This is a genomic window from Streptomyces sp. NPDC040545, assembly GCF_055595065.1.
Map to the genome: position 1 here is coordinate 188,482 of NZ_JBVIWA010000014.1, position 14,048 is coordinate 202,529.

Annotated in this window: 13 protein-coding genes; 1 reads left to right on the forward strand and 12 read right to left on the reverse strand. The window is 70.4% G+C overall.

The window, feature by feature from the left end:
- Nucleotide 1: 1 nt before the first annotated feature.
- Genes ACZ573_RS25565 through ACZ573_RS25620 form a run of 12 tightly spaced genes read right to left on the reverse strand, consistent with a single transcriptional unit; the run spans nt 2 to nt 12,814 of the window.
- Nucleotides 2-979, reverse strand: a complete 978-nt coding sequence (locus tag ACZ573_RS25565) for an MmcQ/YjbR family DNA-binding protein (protein WP_471307906.1) — start codon at nt 977-979, stop codon at nt 2-4.
- A 29-nt stretch (nt 980-1,008) separates the two neighbouring features.
- Entirely contained in the window at nt 1,009-2,154 is a 1,146-nt protein-coding gene (locus ACZ573_RS25570; RefSeq protein WP_471307909.1) for an NAD(P)/FAD-dependent oxidoreductase, read from the reverse strand.
- A 36-nt stretch (nt 2,155-2,190) separates the two neighbouring features.
- Nucleotides 2,191-3,453 (reverse strand): ATP-grasp domain-containing protein, encoded by a 1,263-nt coding sequence (locus tag ACZ573_RS25575; RefSeq protein WP_471307911.1) that lies wholly within the window; start codon nt 3,451-3,453, stop codon nt 2,191-2,193.
- A gap of 5 nt (nt 3,454-3,458) precedes the next feature.
- Entirely contained in the window at nt 3,459-3,962 is a 504-nt protein-coding gene (locus ACZ573_RS25580) for a YbaK/EbsC family protein (protein ID WP_471307913.1), read from the reverse strand.
- The gene (locus ACZ573_RS25585) at nt 3,962-5,740 is read right to left on the reverse strand and encodes an ABC transporter substrate-binding protein (RefSeq protein ID WP_471307916.1); all 1,779 of its coding nucleotides are present in this window, start codon (nt 5,738-5,740) and stop codon (nt 3,962-3,964) included. The genes ACZ573_RS25580 and ACZ573_RS25585 overlap by 1 nt, the downstream gene beginning before the upstream one ends.
- Nucleotides 5,737-6,072 carry an avidin-fold protein gene (locus ACZ573_RS25590; RefSeq protein WP_189738075.1) on the reverse strand — a complete coding sequence of 112 codons (336 nt, stop codon included), beginning with the start codon at nt 6,070-6,072 and terminating at the stop codon, nt 5,737-5,739. Before ACZ573_RS25590 ends, ACZ573_RS25585 begins: the two co-directional genes overlap by 4 nt.
- On the reverse strand, nt 6,069-6,893 hold the full coding sequence (gene ddaH / locus ACZ573_RS25595; RefSeq protein WP_471307918.1) for a dimethylargininase: 825 nt from the start codon (nt 6,891-6,893) through the stop codon (nt 6,069-6,071). Before ddaH (ACZ573_RS25595) ends, ACZ573_RS25590 begins: the two co-directional genes overlap by 4 nt.
- A complete protein-coding gene (locus ACZ573_RS25600; protein WP_471307920.1) occupies nt 6,886-8,139 on the reverse strand; it encodes an ATP-grasp domain-containing protein in 1,254 nt (417 codons plus the stop codon). The genes ddaH (ACZ573_RS25595) and ACZ573_RS25600 overlap by 8 nt, the downstream gene beginning before the upstream one ends.
- A gap of 14 nt (nt 8,140-8,153) precedes the next feature.
- Nucleotides 8,154-9,449: an MFS transporter gene (locus ACZ573_RS25605; RefSeq protein ID WP_471307922.1), complete on the reverse strand. Its 1,296-nt coding sequence runs from the start codon at nt 9,447-9,449 to the stop codon at nt 8,154-8,156.
- 15 nt (nt 9,450-9,464) lie between these two features.
- Nucleotides 9,465-11,084 (reverse strand): class I tRNA ligase family protein, encoded by a 1,620-nt coding sequence (locus tag ACZ573_RS25610; RefSeq protein WP_471307926.1) that lies wholly within the window; start codon nt 11,082-11,084, stop codon nt 9,465-9,467.
- On the reverse strand, nt 11,081-11,449 hold the full coding sequence (locus ACZ573_RS25615) for a cupin domain-containing protein (protein ID WP_189738060.1): 369 nt from the start codon (nt 11,447-11,449) through the stop codon (nt 11,081-11,083). The genes ACZ573_RS25610 and ACZ573_RS25615 overlap by 4 nt, the downstream gene beginning before the upstream one ends.
- A 54-nt stretch (nt 11,450-11,503) precedes the next feature.
- Nucleotides 11,504-12,814 carry a SidA/IucD/PvdA family monooxygenase gene (locus tag ACZ573_RS25620; RefSeq protein WP_471307929.1) on the reverse strand — a complete coding sequence of 437 codons (1,311 nt, stop codon included), beginning with the start codon at nt 12,812-12,814 and terminating at the stop codon, nt 11,504-11,506.
- Between the two features lie 318 nt (nt 12,815-13,132).
- Between ACZ573_RS25620 and ddaH (ACZ573_RS25625) the strand changes: the two genes are divergently transcribed.
- Entirely contained in the window at nt 13,133-13,999 is an 867-nt protein-coding gene (gene ddaH / locus ACZ573_RS25625) for a dimethylargininase (RefSeq protein WP_471307931.1), read from the forward strand.
- Nucleotides 14,000-14,048 lie beyond the last annotated feature (49 nt).

Genomic DNA, 14,048 nt, shown 5'->3' on the forward strand with positions numbered 1-14,048 from the left:
GTCAGGCCGCGTGGGTGATCGTGACGTAGAGGTGCTCGTCGAGGATCTTGGCGAGGGACACCCCGGGCCGGCCGATCTCGGCGCACAGGGCCGCTTCGCCGAGGCCGCTGCCCTCCTCCAGCGCCGCACGCGCCCAGCTCCGGCCGAGCTCAAGGTGACGGGCGAAGGCGGCCCCGTCCCGGACCCCGTGCAGCCGCTGCGCGATGGCCGCGTCCCACGGCATGACCGAGTCGGGCCGCAGTGCGTACAGTGCCTTGGCCGCGGCGGTCGGGCCGAGGCTGCGGCGGCCGATGGGCAGCGCCGCGAGCTCCTCGTAGGCGGCGGCGAACCGGGAGATGTCCCGCCGGGTGAGCCGGGCCAGCGGTGTGTGCGCCAGGGTGTGCCGCTCCCACCATGCGGCGAGCCCCGCGCCGAAGGTGTCGGGCTCGCCCTCGCGCGGGTAACGGATGCGGCAGCCCCAGGAGTTCAGCCAGCGGTGCAGGGCGCTGCGGTGCGCGGCGAGCGAGAGGTCGAGGGCGTGGCCGGTCTCCTCGCGCAGCGCCTGCCAGCTCCGGTCCACCCCCGCGAAGCCGTTGAACACCACGGCCGAGGACCGCAGCCCGGCCAGGGACGGCGCGGGCGGGAGCGGCGGCGCGGCCTGCGGATCCAGGTGGGCGCGGGCCACCTTCGCGGGCACCACCATCCGCCAGGCCTCGGTGACCAGCTCCGTCAGCTCCTCGTGGTCCAGGGCCCCGAGGCGGGCCTCCACCCAGTTGAAGCGCAGATCGGACTCCCGGGGCAGGAAGAACTTCTCCGGCTCGGCGGCGACGAGCGCCGCCCGTTCCTCCTTGGGGAAGGCGAAGCCCAGTTCGCTCTCGTCCCGGGAGAGGGCGAGGTAGACGATGCTGCCGATCCGGAACTTCACCCGGTCCCGGATCAGGTGCTCCTCGGTCCTCGGCAGGCCCATCGCGAGCCGCCGTACGTCGTCCACCGTTGCCACTGCCCGCTCCTTGCGCATCCCGCCGCCGCTCACAGTCCCGCGAGCTGCGGGGTGTGGACGTCCAGCGGTGGCCCGTCGAGCGCACCGAGGCCGATCAGCGACGGAGTCCTGCCGATCAGCCGGTCGGCCAGCGACCGCGCGATGAGCGGCGCGAACTTGAAGGATGTGCCACCGCAGGCCGCGTACGCGAATCCCGCGCCGCCCAGGCCGACCAGCAGCGGCCCGCCGGTCGGCGAGAAGGCCGAGTAGTAGGCGTCCTTGGCCGCCGTGACCCAGGCCGGGCCGAAGCCGGGGAGGATGTCCCCGAACTCCTTCTCCAGCCTGCGCTGCCAGTACGGGTCGGTGGCGTAGTCGCTGATCGCGTCCACCACCCGGCAGGCGGTGGCCGAGGTCAGCTTGAGGGCCGTGCCCGCCACCGGCGGGATCAGCCAGGCTCCGCCGGCGGTGCCGAGGGCCGGTATGGCCGGGGTGGCCGCCCAGGCCTGCGACTGCTGCCGGGGCACCCGGCAGTAGAGGAGGGACTGCCGGTACAGGGTCAGCTGCTCGGAGATGCTCTGCGGCAGCAGGTCCCGGGACCAGGGGCCCACGGCCACCAGGACCGCGTCGCTGCGCAGCACCCGCCCGTCCACCAGCCGTACGCTGCCGCTCTCGCCGTCGACGGCGGTCACGGCCCGGTGCTCGATCAGCTCGATGCCCCGCTGCCACTTCAGCCAGCCGACGCAGGCGGCGAGGACCCGTTCGGCGAGCAGTACGCCCGCCTCGTCCTCCAGTACCGCGCCGAGGCCGCCGCCCACGTGCAGGTGCGGATAGCGGTCGGCCAGGCCGGCCGCCGTCAGTTCCCTGGCGTGGCCGCCGGCGCCGGCGAGCATCGCCGCCGCGTCGGCCGCGGCCGCGGGCGGCAGGACGGTGAGAGAGCCGACCTGCTCGTAGAACCGCGTCAGGAAAAGTTCCTCCAGTTCGACCCAGCGGCGGTGCGCACGCAGTGCGGCCGCCGTGGCCTGCGGGTCCGACGGGTGCAGGGCCCGCAGGATCCGGTGCTGGTCGAAAGAGGTGGCTCTGCTGTGCGGGATGGGGCCTTGGTCCACGACCGTGACCTTGTGCCCGTCGAGCACGCACTCGACCGCCGTGAGCAGGGCGATCACTCCGCCGCCCACTACCGTCACCCTCGTCGACATCACACACCTCCCTTCAGTTTTCGCATGGCCGACGGGTCAGCTGTCGAGGACGATCGTGGTCAGTGCGGCCGCCTTGGCGAGGGACTCCTCGCAGCTCAGGAAATCGTCTCCGGCGCAGATCAGGTTGGCGTACCGGCTGAGGTAGCCCTCGGGCGGCAGCAGCAGCGTCACCCCGGGTGCCACCATCACGTTCGTCTCCAGCAGTCCCGGCACGTCCGAGGGGGCGGGTACGCCGACCGAGCGGACGGTGCCGTTCTCCGGCGGGTACAGGAAGCGGATCCCCACGGTGCGGGACTCGGCCGGGGTCCACTCGGGGCGGACGCCGGCGGCCACTTCGGCGGCCAGCTCCCCGGGCTCCACGCCGGTGGCGAGGCTGCCGAGGTAGGGGATGAGGTCGCCGCCGAGGCGTGCGTTCACCTCGATGATCACCGGGCCGCGGGCGGTGAGCTTCACCTCGGTGTGCGTGATCCCGTAGCCGATGCCCAGTTCCCGGTGGGCGTCCCGGAGGACGCCCAGCAGCTCCTCGTCGGCGAGCAGCGGGTCGGTGGCGCTGACCACGTGGCCGGTCTCCTCGAAGTAGGGCGCGAGGCCCACTTCCTTGTGCGCGAGGAAGAGCGGGGTCCAGGCGCCGTCGAAGACCACGCCGTCGATGCTGATCTCGGGGCCCATGACGCACTCCTCGACCAGCACCCCGCCCTCGTAGTCGCTGTTCCCGCCGTGGCTGGCGGCGTCGGCGACCTCGAAGGCCGCGCGGATCCCGTCCGGGCCGTCGACCCGGATGACGCCGATGCTCGCGCCCATGCCGCGGGGCTTGAGGACGACCGGGTAGCCGAAGGAGTCGGCCGTGGCCAGGGCCGTCTGCGCGTCGGTCACGTAGGCGAAGTGCGGCTGGGGCAGTCCGGCGGCGGTCAGCAGCTGCCGGGTGTTGTGCTTGTTGCGGCAGTTGTCGGCGCCGCGGGAGGTCAGGCCCGGCAGTCCGAGCCGCTCGGCTATCAGGGCGGTGGTCACCACGAGCGTCTCGTCGTAGCTGAACACGCCGACCACGCGGTGCTCGGCGGCCACCGCCTCGGCGGCCTTGACCAGGCCCTCCGTGTCGGGCACCAGGCGTTCGCGGTCGAGCAGCTCCACCGTGGTGGAGCCGAGCACGTACTGCTCCTGCCAGGTGGGATCCACCGCGTCCAGGATCCAGATCGGGCGGCGCCGGGCGGCGCCGGCGAGCAGGTACTCGCGGTAGGCGCGCTGTCCGCTGCCGACCAGGATCACCACGCCGTCATCGGTCGGGCTGGTGTCATCAGTCATCTTCGTCACCTCGCGGAGTGGGTCAGGACCCGGTCGCCGGCCGTCGCGATCGCCGCGAGCTGCGGCTGGGCGATGGCCAGGTAGTCGGGGGTGGACAGGGCCACGGAGCGGTCCAGGCGGGCCGCGTTGAAATAGATCTCTTCGGTGAGGATCAGGCCCTCGTCGACGACGAGGTGCAGATCGGGGTGGAAGCTGAGCGGCATCACCGTGCCGCAGACGCTGCCGGCCAGGCGCTCGGCGATCTCGGGCGTGGCGAACGCCGTCCGCCCGCCGCCGAACAGGGCGCCGACCGCCTCCAGGTCGACCTGCCGGTCACCGGGAACCACCGCGAGCACGTACTTGCCGACCCGCTTGGTGATGCTCACGCGGACGACGATGCACTTGGCGGCCTGCTCCAGCGGGTGGCCGCGCAGGACGCTCGCCAGGTCGGTCCGGCCCTCGGGCACGTGGTCGATCAGCCGGTAGCGGGCCTGATTGCTGTCGAGGAGGCCGATCAGCCGCTGGTACATCAGAGCACCTCGCCGACGTAGTGCCAGTCCTCGGGGTTGATCAGTCCGAAGGGGTTGATCGGAGCCACGCCCTTCAGGTTGTTGGCCACTTCCAGCAGACGGAAGGGGAAGTTGGGCATCCAGATGACCGGGACCTGCTGCGCGATGTAGTCCTGGTAGGCGTAGAGATCCTCCAGGTCGTCGCTGACCACGGTGCGGGCGATCAGCTCGTCCGCCTTCGGGTCGCTGTAGCTGCCGAAGTTCACCGAGGAGCCGGTCGAGTAGAGCGCCTCGCCGGTCGGGTAGAAGCCGGGTCCGTAACCCCAGCCGCCGTTCCAGTCGCTGAACTCCCACAGGCAGGGGCTGTCGGGGCCCGGGGTGCAGGTGGTGTCCTCCAGGACCAGGACGCTCGCCTCGACCTCGGTCAGCACGATCTCGATGCCCGCCTCGGCGGCGTCGGCGGCGAACTTGCGCATGACCGCGGTCAGGGTCTCGTGGCCCTGGGCGTACCGCATCGAGAACCGCAGCGGGGTGCCGGCGGGGATGCCCTCGCCCGCCTCCCCGGGGCCGGTGCCCTCGCGGACGCATGTGGCCGGGGTGGTGCTGGTGTCCCAGCCGTTCCCGGTCAGGAAGGCGCGGGCCGCCCCGACGTCGAAGGGGTACGGGTCCTCGTGCGCGGCGGGTGAGAGCAGCGGGCTGTCCGGCAGGGCCGGGATGGGCCCGGTGGTCGGGTAGCCGTAGCCCTTGTAGACGTCGCGGATGGCGCCGCGGGAGTCGAGGCAGGACTGCAGTGCCTGGCGGAAGTAGAGCTGCTTGAAGATTTTTCCGGCGACGGTGGGGTTGTTGAAGTTGATCGGGAAGTAATGGATTTTGTAAGTGAGCTGGGGGACGAGGTCGTAGTGCTCGCCGAGCGGGTTGGGCCCGCCGGCCAGCAGGTCCTCGGCCGGCTCGGTGACCTCGTCGAAGGGCAGGAAGCCGACCTGCACGCCGTCTTGGGCCTCGGGACCGCGGCGGAGCATCTCGTACTGCTCGGTGTCCGAGCCGGTGGGGATCAGGCGGAACTCGTCCAGGTAGGGCTTGTTGGGGCCGGAGTAGCTCTCGTTGGGCACCAGGACGGCCTCGCCGGAGACGCCGTCGATCGTGTAACTGCGCAGCTTCCAGGGTCCGTTGACCACGCCCCAGACGGGACTGGTGTCCCAGCTCTTGCGCTCGTCGTTGCAGGCCCGCAGGTAGGCGTAGACCGCGGAGGCCTGGGCCGGGTCGTGGGTGGCGTCGGCCGGCCGGTCGTCGGCGGTGCGGTCCCAGGCCTTGGGCAGCGGGGTGATGGTGCTGAACTGGTTCATCAGCACCCAGTTGTGCGAGTAGGCGCGGTCGAAGGTGAAGCTGACCTTGTCCTCGGCGACCTTCTCGTAGCCGGTCAGGTTGTCCGGGAAGAAGCCCGGTGTGTACCCGCCGAAGCTGTCCTTCTCGGCCTCCAGGAGGTGCATCCACAGCATCACGTTGTCGGCGTTGACGCTCTCGCCGTTCGACCACTTGTAGGGCTTGACCGTGATCGTCGCCGTGCGGCCGTCCCCGCTCCACTCGGGGGGCTCGGCGAGGCTGCGCTCGTAGTCGACCGTCGGCTGGCCGCCGGTGCCGTACCAGTACAGCGGCCGGTACATCAGCGTCTGGAACTCGTGCAGGTTGGCCACCCCGTAGTACTCGCCCGGGGTGAAGGGGAAGATGAAGACCGGGCTGAAGCCGCTGGTGCAGGCCCAGGTCACGCTGCCCCCGCGGAGCGGGGTGGTGGGCGGGGTCATGTCCTTACCTCCTCCAGTGCGGATTCACCGCTGTCCGAGTGGGCTCCGTAGCGCTCCCAGCGCTCGTTGAGCCGGATCCGTCCGTCGTCCAGGAATTCGGGGGTGCTCCAGCACCGTCCTGCGACCACCTCGCCGTCCGCGAGGACCATCGTGTAGGCGAATTCGAGGTTCCCGTCGGGCTCCACGCGCCCGTTCAGCGAGCCCCTGCGGACGGGGCCTCCGTCGAAGTCGGCCCAGAGCAGGTCGCCGTCCTGGCGGTAGTGGCCGACGGGGGCGTCCTCGCCCGCCGGGTAACCGGTGTTGCGGAAACTTCTGCCGTCGTAATCGATCACGGGCGTCGTATCTCCTGAGTGATGCATTTGACCGCGCCACCGGCCTTCAGCAGTTCGGACATGTCCACGCCGTGCACCTCGAAGCCGCGTTCGCGCAGCTCACCGATCAGGTGCGTGGCGGTCTCCGTCACGACCACGTTCAGTCCGTCGCTCACCGCGTTCAGGCCGAAGGCGTCGGCGTCCTCGCGGGTGGCGAGGATCGCGTCCGGGTACAGCTGACGCAGCGCGTCCTGGCTCTCTTCGGAGAAGGCGGCGGGGTAGTACGCCACCAGGTCCTCGTCGAGGACGAACAGCGCGGTGTCCAGGTGGTAGAAGCGGGGGTCGGTCAGGGTCAGGCCGACCACCGGCAGGCCGAAAAACTCACGGAGCTCCTCGTGCGCGCCGGGGTCGCTGCGGAATCCCGCGCCGGCCAGGATCCGCCGGCCGGCCGGGGTGAAGTCGCCCTCGCCCTCGTTGACGTACCGCGGGACGTGGAGGTCGGTGTAGCCGCGGGCTTCGAACCAGGCCCGGTGGGCGTCGGCCTCGGCCGCCCGCTCCGGGTGGCGGAACTTGGCGAGCAGGACCTTGCCGTCGACCACGGTGGCGCCGTTGGCGGAGAACACCATGTCCGGCAGGCCCGGGACCGGGTCGATGTAGGAGACCTCGTGGCCGAACCCGAGGTAGAGGTCCCGGATCCGCTCCCACTGGGCGAGCGCCAGGTCGGCGTCCATGGGCTTCTCGGGGTTCATCCACGGGTTGATCGCGTAGGTCACCTCGAAGTGGGTCGGCCGGCACATCAGGTAGTGCCGCCTGGTGGCCGTGCGCCGCGGGGCCTCAGCCATGCTCCGGCCTCATCTCGGTGCGGATCCGGCCGGCCGCGACGTGCGCGGTGGTCAGCGCCTCCGTCAGGGAGGTGCCGGTGGCGCCGATGAAACCGAGGATGTTGTTGCCCGCCGGCGGGCGCTTGATGACGGTCCCCGGCGTGGCCGTGATCTTGAGGAAGAACAGCGCGGGGTCCTCGGCGACCTCGGCCGGCACCTCGATGGACTCGACCGTTCCCGCGCCGCTGATCAGGCACATCGCGGCGGTGTGCACACCGGTCGGCGCGTAGTGGGAGACGTCGGGCCGGATGCCGCGCGCCACGTCCGCCACGCACCGGATGGGGTCGTGGCCGGCGCTGATCCGCGCCATGTGGTCGAGCCCGCCGCCGCCGGGACGGATCGCTATCTCCAGGATGAAGGGCTTGCCCTGGTGGAACCTCACCTCGGCGTGCAGCACCGACCGGCGCAGCCCCTGGGCGTGCGCCGCGTCCCGGACCACCTCGTGGACCGCGGCGATCTGCTCGGGGGTCAGGGAGCTCGGCGCGTGGTGGACGTCGTCGTCGAAGGTCCCGCTCTCGACGGTGATCCGGTCCACGATGGAACCGAGGTACACCTCGTCGTCCCAGGCCAGCGCCTCGATGAGGTGCTCGTGGCCGTCGAGGTAGCCCTCGATGATGATCCCGTTCGGGCCGAGGTCCAGTCCGTCGGCCTCCATCAGGGCCCAGGTCATGGTCTCGATGCCCGAGGTGGCGTCCGCGAAGCGGGCCCGCATCTCCTCGGGGTCGTCGACCTTGAACACGAAGTTGCTGGCGGCGCCCAGGGTGGGCTTGAGGATCAGCGGGTAGCCGAGCTCCTCACCGGCCGTCAGGGCGGCCTCGACGTCAGGGGCGTACCGGAAGCCGGGGTGCGCCGCGCTGCCGCGCTCGTGGGCCTGGCGCATCAGCAGCTTGTTGCGGCTGGTGCGGGCGGCTTCGAAGCCGATGCTCGGCAGTCCGAGCGCCTCGGCGACGACCGCCACCGTGACGACCCCGGATTCCGAGAAGGTCAGGACCCCCTCGAACTCCTCCTCCGCGTGCCAGATCTTGGCGGCGGTGACGATGTCCTCGATCTGCTTGGAGCCGGCGATCCGGTAGCGCTCCGCGTCCCAGAAGTCCTCGGTGCCTATGCCGTTGAGTACGTGGACCTCGGCCCCGAGAGCCTCGATCTGCTGGTAGCGCGAGATGTAGTAGGTGGCGTTCTGGCTGGCCTCGATGGCGAGCAGCTTCATCTGTGCTTCTCCCCTCAGACCTTGGCCGGGACGGGCTCGGCGGCTTCGGTGACCTCGGCGGCCGGCTCGGACACGATCTCGGCGGCGGCGGCAGCCTCGGCGGCGACCTCACGGTCGTGCTTGCGGAGCGAGACGACGGTCAGGGTGGCGATGACGACGACCAGGGCGGAGAGGGCGTAGAAGCCGTTCTTCACGTTGGTGGAGTCGACCAGGAGCGAGATCAGGACGACGGCGGTGGTGCCGGCCGCGAGGCCGAAGGCGTTGGTGGCGCCGAAGACGAAGCCCGTCTTCTCCTCGGGCGCCGCGCTCATCAGGGCGGTACGGGCCGAGATGCGGGCCACGCAGAAGGCGATGGCGGCGAAGGGGATGACGGCCATCATCGCGTAGAGGTGGACGGACTCCAGGGACAGCAGCACCGCGAAGGCGAGGTAGCCGATCAGGGCCGTCTTCAGCACGGTGGCCTTGGAGCTGATCTTCTTGAAGGCCCAGGCCGCGAACAGCGCACCGATGCCGAACAGGGCGTCGACGATGCCGAGGTAGCCGGCGTTGGACTTGAAGCCCTCGATCACCAGGACCAGCATGATGCTGTTGCCGACGATGATGACGATGTTGCCGATGATGTAGAGCAGCGCGAGACGGGCCAGCGGCGCGCGGGAGCCGGTCGCGGCAGCCTTGGCAGCGGCGGCGGCCTTGGCCGCGGCCTCCGGGGCGCTGGTGCCCTGGCCGGCCGGTCGGCGGCCGATGAAGAACAGCAGGGCGGCGGAGAGCAGGAACGTGATCGCGTTGAAGTAGAAGAGCGACGTGGTGCCGACCCAGACGATCACCCAGCCGCCGAGGGCCGCCGAGGCGAGCGTGCCGGCCTGGATGGCGATCTCGGCGTTGCCGTTGAACTGGGCGAGCCGGGACTCCGGGATGCGCTCCTTGATCAGGGCGTTGCTGGCCGGGAAGAAGAGGGCCGCGGAGATCGACAGGATGAAGCTGGCGACGTAGCTGACGGTCGAGGGGTTACCGCCGAGGGCCAGCCAGACCGGCAGGCCGATCGCGGCGGCCGCGCTGGCCAGATCGGAGATCATCGCCAGGGTGCGGCGGTCGAAGCGGTCGGCGAGCTTGCCGAAGAAGAGGGACAGCGCCACCTGCGGGATGGTGACGGCGATCATCAGCCAGCTGACCGCGAGCATGGTGTTGGCCTCGGTGAAGACCAGGTACGAGGCGGCGGTGAGCTGGATGCCGTTGCCGAGGTTGGTGATGAAGGTCGCGGGGATGAGCAGTCGTTCTGCCCGATTGGGACGGGGCGGGGCGATCGTGGACACAGTGCTCCTCGGAGGTCAGGCTCGGATGTCGGCCGGCTCGGCCACGGGCGCGAAGGCCCCGACCGTGGTCGACAGGAGGGGGAGTCGCAGCGGAGCGACGGGGTCGGCCGGGAAGGCGCCGGCCGGCAGGCTCAGATCCGCGCCGGCCGCCTCGGCGCGGGCCGCGAGGTCGACGAGCAGCGGAGCGGCGCACGCGGTCAGCGTCCGGACGGCGAGGACCAGGTCGCCGAGGTCGCTCGGGACGTCCGCCGCCACGCGGTCCGCCTGCTTCAGCAGCCGGTCGAGGTGGACGACGATCAGGTCCGCGGCCCGGTGGAGGCTGAAGCTCTCCAGCTCGTAGTGGGAGCGGAACCGCTCGACGACGATCCCCGCCTCCTGGGCACCGGTCCCGGAGACCGGCAGCAGCGCGTCCGCCGGAACGCCGGTGAGCAGCGCGTCCAGCCGGCCCGCGAGGTGGTTCCACGGATCGACCAGCCGGGAGCTCGACAGGCTGTCGAGCGCCTCGCGGCTGAAGTTCGTCCGGGAGTGCTCCGGCGCGGTCAGCGCCAGGTAGAAGCGCACGAGGTCGCGCGGTACCTCGGCGACCAGATCGGCGGCCCACACCACGTGGCCTTTGCTTGTGGAGAACTTCTGGTTCTCCAGTTCGTAGAACTCGTTCGACACGATGGCGTGCGGTTCGACGTACCGGTCGCCGTGCGCCATCAGCAGGGCCAGGTGCGTCATTCCCCAGAAGTAGACGTTGTCGAATCCGAGGAAGTACACGAGGTCGATGCCGTGCTCGGACAGCCAGTGCTCGTCGAAGCGGTCGGTGTGCTCACCGAGCTGCTCGGCCGCGTACCAGGTGCAGTACATCGAGGCGGCCATGCCCTCGGCCCAGGCGTTGAGGACCTGGCCCGGCGTCTCGGTGAACGGCGCCGGGATGCCCCACGCGGTCGGGTAGGTGATCGGGAAGTCCGGCAGCGGGCGGTCCAGCGCCTCCCGGACGAGCTGCGCGGTGTGCGGGCGCAGCACGTCCCGGTGCCGGACGTAGTAGTCGGCGAGCCGGTCGCGGTACTCCTCCATCGGCAGCACGAGGATCTGCGCCTCGCGGTGCGTGACCACGACGTCCGGGTCGACGGTGGAGCGCGGACGCAGCAGTTCGTCGAAGTTGTTGGGGTGGCCGCAGGACTCGCACAGTCCGCCGCGGCTCTCCACGAGGCACACCGGGCAGTCCCCGGCGACCAGGCCCTCCATCAGGTACTCGCCGGTGGCCTCGACGTACGGCAGCCGCACCGCCTTGAGCCGGAAGGCCCCCTCGCCGTGGAGGTCGGTGACGAAGTCGATGACGGTCTGGCGGTAGCCCTTGTCGAAGGGGGCGAAGCCGTCGACGGAGACGCCGGCCGCCTCCAGGGTGGCGCGGATCTGCGTGGCGGAGCGCAGGGCCAGCTCCTCCGGGGTCAGACCGGCGCGGGCGGCGCTGGCCACCACGTAGGTCTGGCTGTCGTCCGTACCGCTGGTGAAGATCACCGGCCGGTCCGACGCCCGCAGGTAGCGTGCGTACACGTCGCCCGCCAGGTAGGGGCCCGCCAGGTGCCCGGTGTGCAGGTCCCCGTTCGGGGTCGGCGGCGGCGCGATGATGACCGTACGGCGTGTCATGCCTGGACTCCTTGGTGGCGAGCTGCGAACCGCTGTGTCATGTCGAGGTCCCACCAGACGCTGTACATCTCGAAGTCCTCGTCGGACTCGTTGATCACCCGGTGGTCGGAGCCCGGGGTGAAGTGCACGATGTCCCCGGTCGTGAAGGGCTTGCGGACGCCCTGCGACTCCAGGACGGCGGTGCCGGCGACGGCGATGAAGATCTCGTACTCGTGGTGGGCGTGGGCGGTCGATGCGGTGCCGGGGCGGATCACGCACCAGGACCCTTCGAACGGGGCGTTGAGCTCGGGCCAGGGCAGCAGCCGCTGCGCGTCGAGGCCGTTCTCGTGCGTCAGTCCTTCACGGTCGAGTGGCTGGGTGAGCATGTGCTTCGGTCTCTCCTCGTCGGACGGGTACGGCTCGTGAGGGGTGCGCGGGTCTCAGACCGCGCCGGCGAGCGCGAGCTCGCGCGGGGCCGGGGCCTCCGCGGAACGGCTCCGGCGGTGCGCCAGGATGTCCTGGGTGATCTCGGCGGAGCGGCCCGCAAGCACGCTGAGCAGCGAGTCGGCGATGCCGTGGGTGGCCTCGTTGACGCCCTGCAGGTAGCAGGCGGCGGTCGCCGGGCGGCCGAGGTCGAGCCGGTAGTTGCGGCTCACGTTGATCTCCTCGACACCGATCGACTCCGCGAGGGCCTTGACCGCCCACGGCATCTCCCGGACGAAGCCGGTGCCCAGGAGCACCAGGTCCGTGCGCATCTCCCGCTCGGCTCCCGACTTGCGGTCGACGAGGGTCAGGACGACCTCGTCGCCGTCCATGCGGGCGCCGGTCACGTCCGTCATGGCGTGCATGCCCAGGCGCTCCTGGCCGGAACGGCGGTCCTGGTAGAACTGCCGGTACAGGCCGTCGAGCGTGGCGGGAGAGAGACCGCCGTAGTTGGAGCGGTACATCTCGCCGAGGAGCTGCTGGCGGGCCTCGGGCGAGGAGCCGTAGAACTCGTCGATGAAGGACGTGTAGTAGAGCTCGTTGGTGAACTTGCTGCTCTCGTAGCCGTTCAGACCGATGGAGCGCATGATCATCGTCGGCTTGCACTCGGGCAGGTCGCGCAGCGCGGCGCCGAACAGCTCCGCCGCGCTCTGCGCGCCGCCGATCACCGCGACGCGGTGCGGCAGGTCGGCCCGCACCCCGGCGATGCGCTGCGTGTACTGGGTGCTGTGGATGACGCGCTCGGCCGGCAGACCGTCGAACACGGCGGGGACGTGGGCGTCACGGCCCGCACCGATCACGAGGTAGCGGCAGCCGATGGTGTCGCCGTCGGCAAGGGTGACCAGCCAGCCGGCGACCTCGCCGTCGTCGCCCGTCACCGCCTCGACGCCGGCGCATTCGCGGCCGTATTCGACCTGCACGGCCTCCAGTTCATTGGCGACCCACTGCAGGTACTCGGATATCTCGCTGCGGTAAGGAACGAAACTCGCCAGGTTGACGAAAGCGTCGAGACGTTCCTGCGAGTGAAGGAAATTGACGAAGGAAAATCTGCTGCACGGATTGCGCATGGTGACCAGGTCCTTGAGGAAGGACACCTGGCTGAGCGCGTCGGGCAGCAGCATGCCGCGCTGCCACACGATGTCCTGCTCGCGCTCGATCAGCAGGGTGTCACCGGCCAGCTCGGGTGCGAGCTCCTCGACGGCGACCGCCAGCGCCAGGTTCGCCGGGCCTGCGCCGACTGCGAGCAGTTCGACATTGCGATGCGCCATGGAAGTACCTCCAGATGGAACAGGTGGACAGGTTCGTACGGTCAGGCAGGACGGTTCGCGTCCTTGCGTTGCCTCCCGGGTGATGACCACATTCCATGGCGTCGCCCGATTGCCCGGAAGCCTTCTCGGCCACGGACAATCAACTCGGCGGCGGCCCTCGCGGGCGCGTTGATTGGCCGGTGTCCACGATTACTTCCGGTCAACTCCGAGCCCCATTTCCATGGGGTCTTGTGATCAGTTGCGTCACACGCATCCGGCTGGCCGAACCATCCCTCGGGCAGCCGGGCTTCCATCGAAACCCCATGAGAAGGAGCCCTCGTGCCGCTCACCGAGCCCATCACCCCTGCCGGCGCGCTCTACCGTTCCGAGAGCCCCACACGGGTCGCCACGCGCCGGCGTCTGCTGATGTGCCGTCCCCGGCACTACGACGTCACGTACTCGATCAACCCGTGGATGAACCCGCAGCACGCCACCGACAACGCGCTCGCCGTCAGCCAGTGGGAGGGCCTGCGCGACCTGTACCTCGAACTCGGCCACGTGGTCGAGGAGATAGACCCCATCGAGGGCCTGCCCGACATGGTGTTCGCGGCCAACGGCGCCACCGTCGTCGACGGCAAGGTCTACGGGGCCCGGTTCCGGCACGCGGAGCGCACCGCCGAGGGGCCCGCGTACCTGCGGTGGCTGGAGGGCCGCGGGTACACGGACACGCTGTGGCCCGAATTCGTCAACGAGGGCGAGGGTGACATCCTCACCGTCGGCCGCCGCCTGCTGGCCGGTACCGGCTTCCGCACGGACCCGCGTTCCCACGCGGAGGCGCAGGAGTTCTTCGGCCTCCCGGTCACCTCGCTGACCCTGGTGAACCCGGAGTACTACCACCTGGACACCGCGCTGTCCGTGCTGTCCGAGGACGAGGTCATGTACTACCCGGCCGCCTTCTCGCAGGGCAGCCAGGCCGTACTGCGCACCATGTTCCCCACGGCGATCCTGGCCACCGCCGAGGACGCGGCCGTCTTCGGCCTCAACGCCTTCTCCGACGGCCGCCACGTGCTGCTGCCCGCCGCGGCCACCGGCCTGCACGCCAAGCTGCGGGCGCGCGGCTTCGAGCCGATCGGGGTCGAGCTCTCCGAGCTGCTCAAGGCCGGCGGCAGCGTCAAGTGCTGCACGCTGGAACTGCGCGATCGCTGACCGCGCAACCCTTTCGGCGGCGACGGTGTTTCTACCGTCGCCGCACGGC